The sequence below is a fragment of the Nocardioides sp. NPDC057577 genome (assembly GCF_042801335.1).
GTDB lineage: Bacteria > Actinomycetota > Actinomycetes > Propionibacteriales > Nocardioidaceae > Nocardioides.
The window spans coordinates 1-14,907 of record NZ_JBHVGB010000052.1 but is presented as its reverse complement, the minus strand read 5'-3'; the positions used below and the strand labels follow the sequence as shown (position 1 = coordinate 14,907).

Here is a 14,907-nt window from a genome sequence, read left to right as displayed (position 1 = left end):
CCCGGGGTAACGAACCGCCGGGTCGGCGCCGGCCATCGGATCCGATCTCGACTTCACGCGCCATCGAATTTGGCATGGCTTACCACGACAAGAACCCCATGGGATCGAATTCCATGGAGTGGTAAACGCGTTTCGTCTTGCCCCAATTACCCCACGGGGTAATTGGGGAAACGGGCCACCACTATTGGCGCCGAGAACCGATATCGCAACGACCTATTCCAACCACAACCGCGCCACCTCGGGGCTCTTCACCTGCCAGGACTCCGTTTGGACCCGTTTGCGATCAGATTCGATCTTCATGGCTCGTGAATTGCGATCAGATGAGTTTACGGCACTGAATCGACTGAAGGAATAGCAATCAATAAGTTCAAGAAAGTTCTTGACTTGATACTTCAATTCGCCTCAGGATTCATTCGGCACGACCTTAGAGCAAACATAAGGAGATTTCGTGAATTCTCGGACTCGAATCGCCGCTGTCGTCGCTGGACTCGCACTGGCCACGGTCGCCGCACCTGTCATGGCCAGCCCTGTTCCACCGCCCATTCCTGACCCGCCGGTCCCCGGAACTCCGGGCACTCCGATCCCGGACGACCCGGGTACGCCGGACGTACCGGACGTTCCCGACACCCCGGACGTTCCCGACACCCCGGATGTTCCGGAGACCCCGGACGTCCCTGGCACCCCGGATGTTCCGGAGACCCCGGACGTACCTGGCACCCCGGACGTACCTGGCACCCCGGACGTACCGGAGACCCCGGACGTACCTGGCACCCCGGACGTACCGGAGACCCCGGACGTTCCCGGCACTCCGAAGACCCCGGACGTTCCGGACGTTCCTGACGTCCCCGAGACCCCGGTCCCGGATGTCCCCGACGTCCCTGAGGGTCCCGGAATCCCTGACCTTCCGGACGGTCCCGCCCCGGACAGCTCTGCGGACACTCCCGCCGCGGACGTACCTGTCCCGGACGTACCGATCCCCGATGTCCCGATCCCCGATGTCCCGATCCCCGATGTCCCGATCCCGGACGTCCCGATCCCGGGCCTGCCTGAGATCCCGGGCGTCACGGACAGCCTGCTGGGCATCATCAACAGCCTCCCGGTCGTCGGTCCGATCCTGACCGACCTCCTCAGCACGATCCTCGGGAAGCTTCCGATCCCGCTTCCGTAGAAGCACCCACCCGCACACAACGAGCAGAGGTCCAGCAGCATCGATGCTGTTGGACCTCTGCTATTTCGGCCGGGCAGCGCCCGGCTTCCTCAGCCCTTCGGGAACGACCCCGCGAGCTCGATGAGGCGGGTGTTGGCCTCGGCCTCGCCGATCGAGACACGTACGCCCTCGGGCGGGTAGGGCCGGACCATCAGGCCGACCTCGTCGGCGGCCGCGGCGAACTCGGCGCAGCGCTCGCCGGAGCCGAAGGCGAACCAGACGAAGTTGCCCTGCGCGTCGGGGATGTCCCAGCCGGCGGCTCGGACGCCCTCGACCACGCGGGCCCGCTCGGTCACCACGTCCTCGACGCGCGCCAGCAGCTCGGCCTGCCGCTCGAGCGAGGCGACACCGGCGGCCTGGGCGACCACGTTGACGCCGAAGGGCAGCGCCATCGCCCGCAGGGTGGCGGCGATCGGCGCGGGGGCGAAGGCGTAGCCGACCCGGAAGCCGGCCAGCCCGTAGGCCTTGGAGAACGTACGCAGCACGACCACGTTCGACCGGCCGCGGTAGGTGGCGATGCCGTCGACGGCGTCGTCCATGCGCACGAACTCGGCGTAGGCCTCGTCGACCACGACCAGCACGTGCTCAGGCACCTTCGCGAGGAAGGCGTCGAGCTCGGCCTGGGTGACCGAGGTGCCGGTGGGGTTGTTGGGGGTGCAGACGAAGACGACCTTCGTACGCTCGGTGACGGCCGCCGCCATCGCGTCGAGGTCGTGATGACCATCCCCGGTGACCGGCACCTTCACGGCGGTCGCACCAGCGGCCAGGACCGCGATCGGGTAGGCCTCGAAGCTGCGCCAGGCGAACACGACCTCGTCCTCGGGACCGCAGTAGGCCGAGACCAGCTGGAAGATCAGCGCCACAGCCCCCGTCGACAGCGCGAGCTCCTCGGCGGGCACGCCATAGGCCTTGGCGAGCGCGTCGTAGAGCTCGGTGCTGCCCGCGTCGGGGTAACGGTTGACCCGCCCCGCCGCCTCGGCGGCGACCTCGAGGACGCCGCCGAGGGGCTCGAACGGGTTCTCGTTCGAGGAGAGCTTGTAGGTCACCAGGCCGGGCCGCTCGACCGGCGGCTTGCCCGCGACGTACGCAGGCATAGCGGCAACACTGGGACGGGGCTGTGGGGTGCTCATATCGTGAGATCCTAGGTCGGGATGACCTCGCCGCCGTAAACCACGGGGACGTCGCGACCGACGACGATGTCGAGCGGGTTCGTGACGCAGCGGACGGACCCGCCACCGAGGTGGAGCTCGCTCATCTCGACGATCCGGATCGTGAAGCCCCAGCCCTCGAGGATCGGCCGGATGCGGTCCGGGCAGGCCGGCATCACGATGGTGCGACCGATCACGATCGAGTTGGCGGCGAACGTGCTGAGCGCCTCCTCCTCGGTGATGAACAGCGGCTCGGGGACCAGGTCGACCAGGGCCTGCGCCGACTCGGGAGCCAGTGCGTCCGGGCAGATGATCGCGCGACGCTCGTCGAGCGGGCAGAAGGCCAGGTCGAGGTGGTACATCCCGGAGTGGGTCGTCCGTACGCCCAGGACGCGCACGCCCATCTCGGTCGCCAGGGTCTTCAGCGCCATCTCGTCGGTGCGCGGCCCGGTGCCGGCGACCAGGTGGCCGGCGAACGGGAAGACGTCACCCGCCTCGAAGGTCGGTCCGACCCCGTCCTTGCCGACGTACGCCGTCCCCCAGCCGTTCGTGGCGAACCACTCGACCGCGGAGTTGGTCTCGTTGCGGCGCTCGGGGAAGCGCATGTGGGAGAGGAGCACGTGGCGGCGGCTGTCCGCTCCGTCGGGGAGGGTGGCCGCGAAGCCGAGGTTCATCGCGTAGACCATGTCGGGGCTGTCCGCGCGCGGCGCGATGACATCGACGCGGCCACCGAGCTCCTCGATGGTCGCCTTCAGGGTGTCCCACTGTGTGCGAGCACGGACCGGATCCGGCTGGATCTCGGTGTCCATGAACGGGTTGATGGCGTAGTCGATGCGGTAGTGCGTCGGCTCGGTCATCAGGTAGTGACGGCCCCAGCTCAGCGATGTGCTCACTCGTACCCCTCTCAGGTCTGATCGTCCGATTGCCTGATTGACTGATTGTCAGACAATCTCGTGCAGATAGGTTAGAGCACGAACGCTGCTCACCGGAAGACAGCGCAGATAGGACAATGGGTCCATGTTCGAGTCGCTCACCCTGGACGAACCCGCATCGACGGTCGACCGTGTCGCCGACGAGCTCCGCCGGGCGGTGTTCGAGGGGGAGCTGGAGTCGGGCACCCCGCTGCGCGAGCACGGTCTCGCCGAGTCGCTCGGCGTCGGCCGCTCCACGGTGCGCGAGGCGCTGACCATCCTGGTCGCCGAGGGCCTGGCCACCCGCGCCCCCAACAAGGGGGTCGCCGTGGCCACCCCCGAGGCCGCCTCGGTCCGTGACGTCTGCGCCGCCCGCTGGGTGCTCGAGGGCGCCGGGGTACGCAACTGGCGCGACGCCACCGACGAGGCCCGCCGGGCCGTGCACGAGTCGCTCGATGCGTACATCACGGCGGTCCACTCGGAGCGCGCGACCTACCGCGAGCTCAACGAGCGCCACCTCGCCTTCCATCTCTCGCTGGTGTCCCTCACCGGGTCGCCGCGCCTGGTGGCGATGCAGGAGCATCTGGTCCTCGAGCTCAAGCTCTCGCTCGCCCAGGTCGACCGCATCCGCCGTAACGCCCACGACCAGGCCGAGGACCACGCGGCCCTCGTCCGCCTCCTCGACGCCGACCGCATCCACGACGCCGAGCAGTTCCTGCAGAAGCACCTCGCCGACGCCGCCCACGCCATCTGCAAGGCGCTCCGCCTGGAGCGGTGACCCCGGGGTAACACAGTCGCCACACCTCGCGCGCGCCCCTTATGTACGTCGCTCGGAGCCTGCCACACTCACGAACATGCGCATCGTGACCTGGCTCATCACCAACGCCATCGCTCTGGCCGTGGCTACCTGGCTCGTCGGCGGAATCTACTTCGACGGCCCGACCAGCGGCATGGAGGAGGTCAAGCACAAGCTGCTCCCGCTGCTGATCGTCGCCCTCGTACTCGGCCTGGTGTCGTCCTTCGTCAAGCCGATCGTGACCTTCTTCGCGTTCCCGTTCATCCTGCTCACCCTGGGCCTGCTCCTGCTGGTGATCAACGCGGCGATGCTCGGCCTGACCGCGTGGATCCTCGGCCCGACCGGGGTGGGTTTCCACGTCGACGGGTTCTGGGCGGCGGTCCTCGGCGGCATCATCATCTCGATCGTCGGCTGGGGCGTCGACCGGGTGTGGCCGGAGAGCGACGGGTGAGGTCCAGATTCCAGACCTGCCACGCGTTCTTGGCCGAAATGTAAAACTCGGGCCATGAAGATCGCGGTCGTCTGCCTGGGCAACATCTGCCGTTCCCCGATGGCGGAGGTGGTGCTGCGGGATCGTCTCGACGCTGCCGGGCTCGACGGGGTCGAGCTCGTCTCGGCAGGCACGGGCGGCTGGCACGCGGGCGACAAGATGGACCGCCGGGCGGCCGCGACGCTGCTCGAGGCGGGCTACGACCCCGAGCGCCACCGGGCCCGGCAGTGGCCGGTCGGGGACCCCGAGACGTACGACCTCGTGCTCGCGATGGATGCCGACAATCTGGCCGATCTGGCTGGTCAGGCACCGGAGAGCGGACTGCGGATGTTCCGTGATTTCGATCCCGAAGGACCCGGGGACGTACCCGATCCCTATTACGGTGGTGCCGAGGGGTTCCGGGAGGTGCTGTCGATGGTGGAGCGTACGAGTGATGCGATCGTGGCATCCCTATCCGTCAACCCAGCCGCGGCGAGGCCCGGTTCGTGACCCGTCAGCCCGCGGTCGCCCGTCGCGCCGAGCAGCTGCTCGGGGCGGCGGTGGTGAGCACATCTCCGGTCGCGGGCGGTGACATCTCGACGGCCACCAAGATCCGGCTCAGTGACGGCTCGCTGGTGCTGATGAAGGCTCTCTCCCCACCGCGTGACGACTTCGTCGCCGCCGAGGCCCGCGGGCTGCGCCGGCTCGACGAGTCCGGGGCGGTGAAGGTCCCCGAGGTCCTCGCCGCCGAGCCCGACTGTCTGGTCCTGCGCTGGATCGAGCCCGGACGTCCCAACGCCGAGACCGCCGAGGAGCTCGGCCGCGCGCTCGCGCGCCTCCACAGCACCCCGGTCTCGGGTTTCGGGGCCGACAGGGACGGGTTCATCGGCCGGCTGCCGATGCCCAACAAGCCCGCGGACACCTGGGCCGAGTTCTATGCCGTACGCCGCCTGCTCCCCTACCTCAGGGCCGCCCGTGACCGCGGCGCCATCGACGCCGCCGGCGCCGAGAGCGTCGAGCAGGTCGTCGGGAAGCTGACCTCGCTGATCCCGGAGGAGCCGCCGGCCCTGCTCCACGGCGACCTCTGGAACGGCAACGTGCTCTGGGACCGGACCGGCGACGCCTGGCTCATCGACCCCGCGGCGTACGCCGGCCACCGGGAGGTCGACCTCGCCATGCTCGCGCTCTTCGGCCTGCCCCATCTGGAGCGGATGACGTCGGCCTACGAGGACACGACTCCCCTCGCCGAGGGCTGGGAGGACCGCCAGGGCATCCACCAGCTCTTCCCGCTGCTCGTGCACGCAGCGATGTTCGGCGGCAGCTACGGCGCCCGCGCCGCCACGGTGGCCGCTCGCTACCTCTGATCGCGAAAAGCAGAAAACCCCTGGTCACCCAGGGGTTTTCTGACTGGCGGTGACGGTGGGATTTGAACCCACGGTAGGTCGCCCTACACAACATTTCGAGTGTTGCACCATCGGCCGCTCGGACACGTCACCGCCGAATAAGTTACAACCTCGGGTGGTCTTCGCCGAAATCGGGGCCGCCTCGCTGGGATCCGAAGAAGTCCTCCAGCAGTGCGCGCTGCTCCTCGGCCATCAGCCCGGCGACGACCTCGGGCCGGTGGTTGAGCCGACGGTCGCGTACGACGTCCCACAGCGACCCCACCGCACCGGCCTTGTCGTCGAAGGCACCGAAGACGATGCGCTCCACCCTGGCCAGGACCGCGGCGCCGGCACACATCGTGCACGGCTCCAGCGTCACCACGAGCGTGCAGCTCTCCAGGCGCCACTCGCCACGCGCCTTGGCCGCCTCGCGCAGCGCGACCACCTCGGCATGTCCGGTGGGGTCGGCCTCGGCCTCGCGTACGTTGCGGCCCTTCCCGATCACCACGCCGGACGGGTCGACGACGACGGCGCCGATCGGCACGTCACCGGTCCTCAGTGCAGCACGACCCTCATCGAGAGCGGCCCGCATCGGGGCCTCCCAGCGGTCGGCTGGGGTCACGCCGGCATGAGGCCGACGGCGTCGTCGAAGGCCTCGCCGCAGCCGATCGCCCGGGCGATCTCGGAGAGCGTCTCGTCGGGGTAGAGGTCGTCCTCGAACATGTCGTCGAGCAGCATGCCCATCTCGACCGCGCTCATCCCGAAGTCGGCGAGGATGCCGAGGTCACCGGCGGGATCAGGCTCCTCCTCGTCCTCGACCTCTTCCGGCAGCGGAAGCCCGAGCACGTCGAGGGCCGACGCCGCCAGCTCCCACTCGTCGGCCGCGGTCACGTCGGAGAGCAGCACCTTGGTCGCTGCCCCGTGGACCCGGACGATCACGAAGAAGTCCTCGTCGATCGCCGCCATCGCGATCGCGCCGCCATCGCCCGGGAAGCGGTGGAGCGCGTGGGTCAGAGTCTCGACGTCGGTCAGGAGGTCGTGAGCGAGTTCGCGCACGACCCAGGCGCCGTCCTCGCGATACATCGCGACGGCGAAGTCAACACCCTCGATCTGCTCCAGCTGATCAGACACACGACCAGAGTGACATCGAAACCGCCCCGGAGTCTAGGGGGAATTGGTGACCTCAGGGCGAACCGATCGTAGGGTTCAGCCCATGGAGACCCTCGTTGTGGACCACCCGCTCGTCGCCCACAAGCTCACCACGCTTCGCAACAAAGAGACCGACTCGTCGACATTCCGTCGTCTCGCCGACGAGCTCGTCACGCTGCTCGCCTACGAGGCGACCCGTGGCGTGCGGGTCGCTCCGGTCGACATCGTCACCCCGGTCGCTCCGACCCAGGGCGTACGTCTGACCGACCCGCAGCCGCTGATCGTCCCCATCCTCCGGGCCGGTCTCGGGATGCTCGACGGGATGATCCGGCTGCTGCCGACCGCTGAGGTCGGCTTCCTCGGCATGGTCCGCAACGAGGAGACCCTCGAGGCGACGACGTACGCCGAGCGCCTCCCCGCCGATCTCTCCGGCCGTCAGTGCTACGTGGTCGACCCGATGCTCGCCACCGGCGGCACCCTCGCCGCCGCGATCGACTTCCTGGTCAAGCGCGGCGCCGACGACATCACCGCCGTCGTGCTCCTCGCCGCGCCGGAGGGCGTCGCCGCCCTCGAGAAGGGTCTCGAGGGTATCGACGCCCCGGTCCGGGTCGTCACCGCGGCGATGGACGAGAAGCTCAACGAGAAGGGCTACATCGTCCCCGGCCTCGGCGACGCCGGCGACCGGCTCTACGGCGTCGCGGGCTGACCTCGCGGCCCTGTAACACGTCGTTCGTAGGACTATCCGGTCGTTCCCATAGGGCGAGTAGTCCTACGAACAACGTGTTACCCGGGCGGCGGAGGCTCAGGCCTTGATCGTCACCTTCTCCTCGACGACCGGCGGGGCCTCCACGGTCTCGGCCTCGGCCGCCTCGTCCTTCGCTGCCGCGCGCTTGGCGGCGACGGCCTTGAACGGCCAGGTGAGGAGCTGGTCGAGGGTGATCCGGCCGGGGGCGACCAGACCGAGCACGAGGGCGGCGACACCGAGCGCTGCCGGGAGCTCCCAGCCGCCCCTGTCGACGAAGACCTCGGTGGTGCGGTGGGCGTACCAGATCGCGCCGGCCATCTGAGCGGCCAGGAGCACCCCGGCGATCGGAGCGAAGAGGCCGACGACCAGCAGAGCGCCGCCGACCAGCTCGACGTAGGTCGCGATCTGAGCGGCTAGCGCGGGCTCCGGGACCCCCAGGCCACCCAGGAACTGCTCGGTGCCGGCGAAGCCCTGGTCGTACTTCTGCCAGCCGTGCGCGACGAAGATCCCACCGACCACCACACGGGCGGCAAGCAGCACGACATCGTTGAAAAGTCCGGTGTAGGCGTTGCGCCCCACTCGACGACTCATGTGCGGTTCTCCTCTGGTCAGGTCAGAACAAGCCGCACACGGTAGCGATCGCGGGTCGTGGCCGGTACCACCCGGGGCAACCTTTAACCGAAGGGAAACTCTGCTACGACCTCGTACGCCGGGCGCTTCCGCGGCCCCTCCCCGAGGCGTGAGTGGACCAGCACGAAGGAGGAGACGGTCCAGGTCGGGCCGCGGTAGGCATCGAGCAGCCGCACCCAGTTGCTGAGCTCGGTCGGCTGGCCGGTCCGGGCGAGTGTCAGGTGAGGACGGAAGCGGCCGCCGTCGACCTCGACCCCGGCCTTGACCAGAGCGTTCCGGCTGCCGGCGGCGACCCGGTCGAGCTCGTCGGCGGCATCGGTCTCGACCCCGGCGTAGAGGACCTTGCCCTCGACGACGTGGGGGAAGGCGCCGCCGCCGGTGACCGTCAGGTCGAAGGGCGTACGCCGCCCCGCGGCCGTCTCCAGCCGCTCGATCGCGTCATCGAGGGACCGGTCGGGGACGTGCTCGGCGAAGGCGAGCGTCAGATGGAGCTGGTCGGGCGTCGACCAGCGGAAGGGGGCCGCGTCGCGGCGTACGGACAGGAAATCGTCGAGATTCTCGATCACCGACTCCGGCGGGATCACCGCCACGAACATTCGATTCATCGAGGCCCATTGTGCCCGGCTGCGGCGCCAGGTTCACCCGAGTTGTGTGCCGAGCAGGTTGCCGACGACATAGGTCACCAGCATCGCGAGGAGGCCGCCGGCGACGTTGCGCAGCGCCGCGCGGGCGGGTGGTGCATAGCCGAGGCGCGCGCTGGTCCAGCCGGTGACGGCGAGCGCGGCGGTGACGGTGAGGACGGTCCCCCAGATGCGGGCGCTGTCCGGGAGAAGCATGATCGACAGCAGGGGTAGCAGCGCACCGAGGGTGAACGACAGCATCGACGCCCAGGCCGCGGACCACGGCGAGGTGAGATCGTCGACGTCGATGCCGAGCTCGAGGACGGCGTGGGCACGCAGCGCGTCGCGATCGGTGAGCTGCTCCGCGACCTCGGCGGCGGTCTCAGGCTCCAGCCCCCGCTCGCGCAGGAACCCCTCCAGCTCGCGCAGCTCCTCCTCGGGCATCTCCCGCAGCTCGCGACGCTCCTTGGCGATCAGCGACTCCTCGGTGTCGCGCTGGGTCGAGACGGAGACGTACTCCCCCGCAGCCATGCTGATCGCGCCCGCAACCAGAGCGGCGACACCGGCGATGAGGATCGCGGCATCGTCGGTGGTCGCGCCGGCGACACCCATCACCACACCGGCGGTGGAGACGATCCCGTCGTTGGCGCCGAGGACGCCCGCGCGCAGCCAGTTGAGCCGGTTCTTCAGGCCCTCGGCCCGCTCCTCGGCGTCTCCGTGGCCGGCGTGGGCACCCTCACTGGGGAGCGTCACTGCTGCCCCCGGGGACCGGCTCCTGGGGGTTCTCGCAGAAGCGGACAGGCCCGGTCTTGCCGCCGTGATACTCGTAGGTCTTCCCCGCGGTCTCGAGCACGACACGGACGCCGTCGGTCAGGACCATCGTGTACATCTTCCCGGGCTCCGGGCAGCCGAGGCTGCCGTCGCGCCAGGTCACCTGGTCGTTGGAGACGACGGTGATCTCCTCGCTCTTCACCCCCTGCCGCTCGGCCAGGTCGGCGATCGCGGCGGCGACGTTCGGGTCCTCGGCGGGCGTCGGGCTGGATGAGGTGGGCACGTCAGACACGTTAGCGCCTGGATCGGTCGCCTCGGAGCCACATCCGGCCAACATCAGGCCCAGCATCGGGGCCAACATCAGCGCCAGAACGGGCAGGACGTACGCCGCGCGGCGGGTCTTGGGTTCGGTCCGGTCGGTGTTGTCGTCGGTGGGGGTCATGACCTTGGGTACGTCTTCGGTCCTGGGTTCGTTGCGTCCGAGAGTCACGCGGGGAACTCTCGCACATGCCGAGCGAGCAGATCGGCATAGACGCGGGCGGCGGTGACCAGGTCGGCAACCTCGACGCTCTCGTCGGGCCGGTGGGCCTGATCGGCGACGGAGCCGGGGCCGAGCACGACGACCGGGATGCCGGCGCTCGCGACGAAACCGCCGTCGCAGGCCGCGGTCCAGCCGGTGGGGGTCGGCGAGGGTGCGCCGGCCGCCGTCAGCGCGGCGGCGACATCGTCGACGATCGGGTCGTCTCCCGAGGTTTCGAAGCCTGGCATGTTCATCGTCATCCGTACGTCGAGGGTGAGGCCGCGGTCGGCGAGGCCGAGGGCCTCCAGGCGTCTCTCGACCTCCAGCCGTACGTCCTGCGCCGACTCGCCCGGAAGCAGGCGGCGGTCCGCGGTGATCCGGCAGTGTGCGGCGACCGTCGAGGTCGCCTGACCGCCCTCGATGGTGCCGACGCTCCAGCCGGCCGGGCCGCACAGCGGGTGTCGGCTCGCGGCCAGCTCGTCGTGCCAGCGCTCGATCTCGGCCACCACGTGGGCCATGCCGTGGATCGCGTTGCGGCCGTCGGACGGGTTGCCGGAATGGGCGGCCAGTCCGGTGAGGGTGATCTCCAGGTAGGCGTCGCCGCGGGCCGCGATCACCGGCTGCAGGCTCGTCGGCTCGATGACCACGCAGGCCGTGTGGCTATTTGTCGATAAATCGCGAACGAGGTGGCGGATGCCGAGGCCGAGCTCCTCCTCGTCGACAAGGACGGCCAAGGTGATCGACGCCTGGTCGACATTGTCGACTGTGGACAATGCGACGATCGCCGCCGCCAGGCCGCCCTTGGTGTCAGCGCTGCCTCGCCCGTGCAGCCGCCCGTCGCGTACGTCACCGGAGAACGGGTCGCCGCTCCAGCCATCACCGGGAGGCACCACGTCGGAGTGGCTCACGATCAGGAGCCCGGGCCCGGACCCGCCGCCGACCCGTGCGATCAGGTTCGCGCGGCCGGGTGCGACCTCGTCGAGGGTGACCTCGAACCCGCGCCGACGACACTCCTCGGCGAGCACCGCGACCGTCGCGGCCTCCTCCCCCGGTGGGTTCTGACCGCGGGCCCGCACCAGCCGCTGAGCGAGCGCGACCACCTCGTCGGCATCGACCGGCGCGGCCGTCAACGTCCCTCCTGGAGTCGGTCGACCGCGCGCCGGAGCCGGGCGATGCCCTCGGCGATCCGGCCCGGTGGCGTGGAGGCGAAGCAGAGGCGTACGGCGTGCGGGAAGAGCCCGCCCGGCGAGAACGCGTTGCCCGGGATGACCGCGACACCCTCCGCCAACGCGACCTCGAACAGCGCCGTGGTGTCGACGGACGACCCGAAGGTCACCCACAGGAAGAAGCCGCCGTCCGGATCGGTCCAGGTCGCCTCACCGTCGAAGTGCTCGGTCAGCGCCGCGCGCATCGCCTCCTTCCGCTCCTTGTAGACAATCCGCTGATCGGTCACGTGAGCGTCGAACCCGCCGGAGTCGAGGAACCCGGCGAGCTGGCGCTGTGCCGGCAGGTTGGTGCAGGTGTCCATCGCCTGCTTGGCGTTGATCAGCAACCGGCCCAACGACGGGTCGGCGTCGACCCAGCCGACCCGCAGCCCCGGGGCGACGGTCTTGGAGAAGGTGCGCACCGAGAAGACCAGGGGGTCCCCCTCCGCCAGCTCGTGCAGCGTCGGCAGCGGGTCGCCGTCGAACCGCAGCAGTCCGTAGGGGTCGTCGTCGATGAGGATCGAGCCCCACTCGTGAGCGAGCTCGACGAGCCTGATCCGGCGCTCGAGCGACAGAGTCGCCCCGGACGGGTTCTGGAAGGTCGGGATGGCGTAGATCGACTTCGGCCGGCGGCCGGTGCGGCGTACCTCTGCCTCCAGGCGCTCCACGTCGAGGCCGTCCTCGTCGACCGGGATCTCGAGGAGGTCGGCCGAGTAGGAGAGTGCGGTCGCGCTGCCGTTGGTGTAGGTCGGCGCCTCGACGACGACCAGGTCGCCGGGGTCGGTGAAGAGCTTGTGGACGAGGTCGAGGCCCTGCATCCCGCCGGACGTGATCGTCAGCCGGCCCGGCGCGCTCTCGTCGCTGGTGCCGGCGAGCTGGGCCAGCAACGCCTCGCGCAGCGCCGGGTCGCCCTCGGTCGCGGCATAGTCGAAGGCGTGCGGTTCCAGCGGCACCTCGGCCAGCGCGGCCGCCGGGATCGCGTCCTGGGCCGGGCTGCCCATGGCGAGGCGGACGATGTCGTGGGACTGCTGGGCCAGCAGCGAGGTACTGGAGTCGATCACCGAACCGACCAGGTGCTCGCTGCGTGCTGCCAGCGGCAGCCGGGCGTCTGCGTGGATTGTCGACATTCGACACTTCCTCCTTGGTGTACTACTCGTTGACGATCAGCTGACGCGGCATCGAGGTCAGCGGCTCGGGCAGGTGCTCGGTGACCAGGACCGACTCGGAGAGCTCGTAGGCCCAGCCGTCCATCCACATCCCGAGGATCACGTGGAAGGCCATCCCGGGCTCGAGAACCGTCTCCTCCCCGGCCCGGAGGCTGACGGTCCGCTCGCCCCAGTCGGGCGGGAAGCCGATCCCGATCGAGTACCCGATGCGCGACTCCTTGGTGAGCCCATGGGCGGCGATCACCCGCGTGAAGGCGGCATGTACGTCGGCCCCCGCCGCCCCCGGCTTCATCGATCCGAGCGCGGCCTCCATGCCCTCGGCGGTCGCGGCGGCGCAGTCGAGCAGCTTGGCCGAGGGCGGCCCGAGGCAGACCGTGCGAGCGAGCGGGGCGTGGTAGCGGTTGCGTACGCCGGCGAGCTCGACCGTGGTCGCCTCGCCGCGCCGAAGCACCCTGTCGGTCCAGGTCAGGTGGGGTGTGTCGGCGCTGTCGCCGGTCGGCAGCAGCGGGACCAGGGCCGGGTAGTCGCCGCCGACTCCGCCGACGCTGACCGTCTGCGCCGCCTGGATGTCGGCCACGACGTCACACTCGCGCCGACCCGACCGGACCCCCTCCAGCGCCGCGGCCATCGCCCGCTGGGCGACCTCGCCCGCGGCCCGCATCTCCTCCTGCTCGGCCCGCGACTTCACCAGGCGCACCCAGTTGACCAGCTCCTCGCTGTCGACGATCCGTGTGTGCGGAAGGGCGCAGTGCACCGCCAGGAACCCGCGCACCGACAGGTAGTGGGCGTCGAGCTCCATCGCGACGACCGCGTCGGGACTGTCGACAAATAGATTTAGCTCCCGCGCCGTCGCGGCGATGTGGTCGTAGGGATGGATGTCGGGCCGGTGGACCAGCTCCTCCGGGTAGGCGTGGATCCGCTCCTGTGGCAGCACCGCCGTGTGCGCGGCCCCGTGCGCGTCCATCGCCCGCAGGAACAGGTGCGGTTCACCGCGAGCCGGCACCACCGCACACTGCGGCACGTAGAACGACCAGGCGTTGTAGCCGGTCAGGTAGTAGAGGTTCGCCGGGTCCGCGACCACCAGCGCCGACCAGCCCCGCTCCGCCATCCGCCGCTGCACCTTCCCCAGCCGCTCCGCGAACTCCTCGGGGCCGAAGACGCTCACCACGCCAACACCGTTCCAGCCACCCGGCCATCGTGACCGAATACGCCGATTGTTGACAATAGACAGACCGAGGAAATGACGATTCCAGACTTCGCAGTACGAAACGTCCGTATGTGATGCGCTATACGCGTACGCCGGGATCCCGACCACGGGTGTCCCCGGAAACCATCTCGGGAGAACACATGTCCAGCAGACGATTCATTCGCAGTCTCATCCTGTTCCTGGGCGCCGTGGCAGCGGCCGTGCCCGGCGCAGTCACCTCGGCACCACCGGCCTCAGCGGTCGACGGCGCCACCTACTACGTGCTGATCGGCGGCACCTGCGACGGCCCCGCGACCGTCTACCGCGACGAATGGCTGCGCGGCGGGATCCCCCTGCGAGTCCACTATCCCGCCGGCGGCCAGGGCACCTCGTGCCCCGACCAGACACCGATGAACGAGAGCGTCCAGATCGGCCGACGAAACGCGATCGACCTGATCCGGGCCAACTACAGCCCTGACTCCACCTACGTCGTGGTCGGCTACTCCCAGGGCGCGATCGTCGCCAACCTGGTCCTCAACGACCTCGTCGACGGCCTGGTGCCCGGCGTGGACAAGTCGCGGTTCCAGGCCAAGCTGTACGCCGACCCGATGCAGCCCGCCGGTCCGGCCGGCGCCGGCATCGGCGCGGTCGTGCCGGCCGGCGCCGGCGTGCCGTTCACCGGCTGGGTCTCCCCCGGCGCGGGACGCTCCGACTTCGGCGGCATCCCGTACACCCGGTACTGCATCGAAACCGACGGCATCTGCAACTTCGACGCGCCGTCGGGTGCGGGCCTGGGCGGCTACTTCGCCCAGCACTGGTGCTACCAGTGGGACCGGCCGACCGACCACCGCTCGATCATGGGCGACTCGATCGCCGACGGCGTCTACATCAACAACGCCCACCGACTGGGCCGACAGGACTGCAGGCCGCCGCACCCGGCCTGACCGAGGCACCCAGCACCGAGCTGACGCACCAACGACCGCGGGCGGCCTCTCCGTGGAG

The 14,907-nt window shown here is 69.7% G+C and carries 18 protein-coding genes and 1 tRNA gene; 7 read left to right on the top strand and 12 right to left on the bottom strand.

Annotation, left to right across the window (positions count from 1 at the left end; genetic code table 11):
* Positions 1–448 precede the first annotated feature (448 nt).
* Positions 449–1,168, top strand: a complete 720-nt coding sequence (locus tag ACFU7D_RS12965; RefSeq protein ID WP_378867586.1) for a hypothetical protein — start codon at positions 449–451, stop codon at positions 1,166–1,168.
* An 89-nt stretch (positions 1,169–1,257) separates the two neighbouring features.
* Here ACFU7D_RS12965 and hisC read toward each other — a convergent pair whose 3' ends face one another.
* On the bottom strand, positions 1,258–2,337 hold the full coding sequence (hisC, locus tag ACFU7D_RS12960; protein ID WP_378867584.1) for a histidinol-phosphate transaminase: 1,080 nt from the start codon (positions 2,335–2,337) through the stop codon (positions 1,258–1,260).
* An 11-nt stretch (positions 2,338–2,348) separates the two neighbouring features.
* The gene (locus tag ACFU7D_RS12955; RefSeq protein WP_378867582.1) at positions 2,349–3,248 is read right to left on the bottom strand and encodes a dimethylarginine dimethylaminohydrolase family protein; all 900 of its coding nucleotides are present in this window, start codon (positions 3,246–3,248) and stop codon (positions 2,349–2,351) included.
* 124 nt (positions 3,249–3,372) lie between these two features.
* Here ACFU7D_RS12955 and ACFU7D_RS12950 point away from each other — a divergent pair, with 124 nt between their 5' ends.
* The 4 genes from ACFU7D_RS12950 to ACFU7D_RS12935 all read left to right on the top strand — a co-directional run bounded on the left by ACFU7D_RS12950 (position 3,373) and on the right by ACFU7D_RS12935 (position 5,895).
* On the top strand, positions 3,373–4,044 hold the full coding sequence (locus ACFU7D_RS12950) for a GntR family transcriptional regulator (RefSeq protein WP_378732465.1): 672 nt from the start codon (positions 3,373–3,375) through the stop codon (positions 4,042–4,044).
* Positions 4,045–4,120: 76 nt separating this feature from the next.
* The gene (locus tag ACFU7D_RS12945; protein WP_378732463.1) at positions 4,121–4,513 is read left to right on the top strand and encodes a phage holin family protein; all 393 of its coding nucleotides are present in this window, start codon (positions 4,121–4,123) and stop codon (positions 4,511–4,513) included.
* Between the two features lie 54 nt (positions 4,514–4,567).
* Entirely contained in the window at positions 4,568–5,041 is a 474-nt protein-coding gene (locus tag ACFU7D_RS12940; RefSeq protein WP_378732461.1) for a low molecular weight protein-tyrosine-phosphatase, read from the top strand.
* Positions 5,038–5,895 (top strand): fructosamine kinase family protein, encoded by an 858-nt coding sequence (locus tag ACFU7D_RS12935; RefSeq protein WP_378867579.1) that lies wholly within the window; start codon positions 5,038–5,040, stop codon positions 5,893–5,895. The genes ACFU7D_RS12940 and ACFU7D_RS12935 overlap by 4 nt, the downstream gene beginning before the upstream one ends.
* Positions 5,896–5,939: 44 nt before the next feature.
* Here ACFU7D_RS12935 and ACFU7D_RS12930 read toward each other — a convergent pair.
* The 3 genes from ACFU7D_RS12930 to ACFU7D_RS12920 all read right to left on the bottom strand — a co-directional run bounded on the left by ACFU7D_RS12930 (position 5,940) and on the right by ACFU7D_RS12920 (position 7,044).
* A tRNA-Ser gene (locus ACFU7D_RS12930) sits at positions 5,940–6,027 on the bottom strand.
* Between the two features lie 10 nt (positions 6,028–6,037).
* The gene (locus tag ACFU7D_RS12925; RefSeq protein ID WP_378867614.1) at positions 6,038–6,505 is read right to left on the bottom strand and encodes a nucleoside deaminase; all 468 of its coding nucleotides are present in this window, start codon (positions 6,503–6,505) and stop codon (positions 6,038–6,040) included.
* A gap of 26 nt (positions 6,506–6,531) precedes the next feature.
* Positions 6,532–7,044: a tRNA adenosine deaminase-associated protein gene (locus ACFU7D_RS12920; protein WP_160026513.1), complete on the bottom strand. Its 513-nt coding sequence runs from the start codon at positions 7,042–7,044 to the stop codon at positions 6,532–6,534.
* Between the two features lie 82 nt (positions 7,045–7,126).
* Here ACFU7D_RS12920 and upp point away from each other — a divergent pair, with 82 nt between their 5' ends.
* A complete protein-coding gene (upp, locus tag ACFU7D_RS12915; RefSeq protein ID WP_378867577.1) occupies positions 7,127–7,768 on the top strand; it encodes a uracil phosphoribosyltransferase in 642 nt (213 codons plus the stop codon).
* A 96-nt stretch (positions 7,769–7,864) separates the two neighbouring features.
* On the opposite strand, the gene ACFU7D_RS12910 is transcribed toward upp, so the two are convergent.
* The 7 genes from ACFU7D_RS12910 to ACFU7D_RS12880 form a co-directional block, all read right to left on the bottom strand.
* A complete protein-coding gene (locus ACFU7D_RS12910) occupies positions 7,865–8,398 on the bottom strand; it encodes a DoxX family protein (RefSeq protein WP_378867576.1) in 534 nt (177 codons plus the stop codon).
* Positions 8,399–8,481: 83 nt separating this feature from the next.
* Complete coding sequence (gene thpR, locus ACFU7D_RS12905) at positions 8,482–9,042, bottom strand: RNA 2',3'-cyclic phosphodiesterase (protein ID WP_378867574.1); 561 nt, start codon at positions 9,040–9,042, stop codon at positions 8,482–8,484.
* A gap of 33 nt (positions 9,043–9,075) precedes the next feature.
* Positions 9,076–9,810: a VIT family protein gene (locus ACFU7D_RS12900; protein WP_378867572.1), complete on the bottom strand. Its 735-nt coding sequence runs from the start codon at positions 9,808–9,810 to the stop codon at positions 9,076–9,078.
* Positions 9,794–10,318 (bottom strand): hypothetical protein, encoded by a 525-nt coding sequence (locus tag ACFU7D_RS12895; protein WP_378867570.1) that lies wholly within the window; start codon positions 10,316–10,318, stop codon positions 9,794–9,796. The genes ACFU7D_RS12900 and ACFU7D_RS12895 overlap by 17 nt, the downstream gene beginning before the upstream one ends.
* Positions 10,315–11,478: a M20 family metallopeptidase gene (locus tag ACFU7D_RS12890; protein WP_378867568.1), complete on the bottom strand. Its 1,164-nt coding sequence runs from the start codon at positions 11,476–11,478 to the stop codon at positions 10,315–10,317. The genes ACFU7D_RS12895 and ACFU7D_RS12890 overlap by 4 nt, the downstream gene beginning before the upstream one ends.
* Positions 11,475–12,680: a PLP-dependent aminotransferase family protein gene (locus ACFU7D_RS12885; protein ID WP_378867566.1), complete on the bottom strand. Its 1,206-nt coding sequence runs from the start codon at positions 12,678–12,680 to the stop codon at positions 11,475–11,477. The genes ACFU7D_RS12890 and ACFU7D_RS12885 overlap by 4 nt, the downstream gene beginning before the upstream one ends.
* Positions 12,681–12,702: 22 nt before the next feature.
* The gene (locus tag ACFU7D_RS12880) at positions 12,703–13,884 is read right to left on the bottom strand and encodes a M24 family metallopeptidase (RefSeq protein WP_378867564.1); all 1,182 of its coding nucleotides are present in this window, start codon (positions 13,882–13,884) and stop codon (positions 12,703–12,705) included.
* Positions 13,885–14,066: 182 nt separating this feature from the next.
* Here ACFU7D_RS12880 and ACFU7D_RS12875 point away from each other — a divergent pair, with 182 nt between their 5' ends.
* The gene (locus tag ACFU7D_RS12875; RefSeq protein ID WP_378867562.1) at positions 14,067–14,849 is read left to right on the top strand and encodes a PE-PPE domain-containing protein; all 783 of its coding nucleotides are present in this window, start codon (positions 14,067–14,069) and stop codon (positions 14,847–14,849) included.
* The last annotated feature ends 58 nt before the right edge of the window (positions 14,850–14,907 follow it).

Excerpts from the sequence above, each read along its gene's own strand:
- ACFU7D_RS12875 (WP_378867562.1), top strand. The coding sequence starts at position 14,067 with ATGTCCAGCAGACGATTCATTCGCAGTCTCATCCTGTTCCTGGGCGCC.
- ACFU7D_RS12910 (WP_378867576.1), bottom strand. The coding sequence starts at position 8,398 with ATGAGTCGTCGAGTGGGGCGCAACGCCTACACCGGACTTTTCAACGAT.
- ACFU7D_RS12885 (WP_378867566.1), bottom strand. The coding sequence starts at position 12,680 with ATGTCGACAATCCACGCAGACGCCCGGCTGCCGCTGGCAGCACGCAGC.
- ACFU7D_RS12950 (WP_378732465.1), top strand. The coding sequence starts at position 3,373 with ATGTTCGAGTCGCTCACCCTGGACGAACCCGCATCGACGGTCGACCGT.
- hisC (WP_378867584.1), bottom strand. The coding sequence starts at position 2,337 with ATGAGCACCCCACAGCCCCGTCCCAGTGTTGCCGCTATGCCTGCGTAC.
- ACFU7D_RS12925 (WP_378867614.1), bottom strand. The coding sequence starts at position 6,505 with ATGCGGGCCGCTCTCGATGAGGGTCGTGCTGCACTGAGGACCGGTGAC.
- ACFU7D_RS12940 (WP_378732461.1), top strand. The coding sequence starts at position 4,568 with ATGAAGATCGCGGTCGTCTGCCTGGGCAACATCTGCCGTTCCCCGATG.
- ACFU7D_RS12945 (WP_378732463.1), top strand. The coding sequence starts at position 4,121 with ATGCGCATCGTGACCTGGCTCATCACCAACGCCATCGCTCTGGCCGTG.
- thpR (WP_378867574.1), bottom strand. The coding sequence starts at position 9,042 with ATGAATCGAATGTTCGTGGCGGTGATCCCGCCGGAGTCGGTGATCGAG.
- upp (WP_378867577.1), top strand. The coding sequence starts at position 7,127 with ATGGAGACCCTCGTTGTGGACCACCCGCTCGTCGCCCACAAGCTCACC.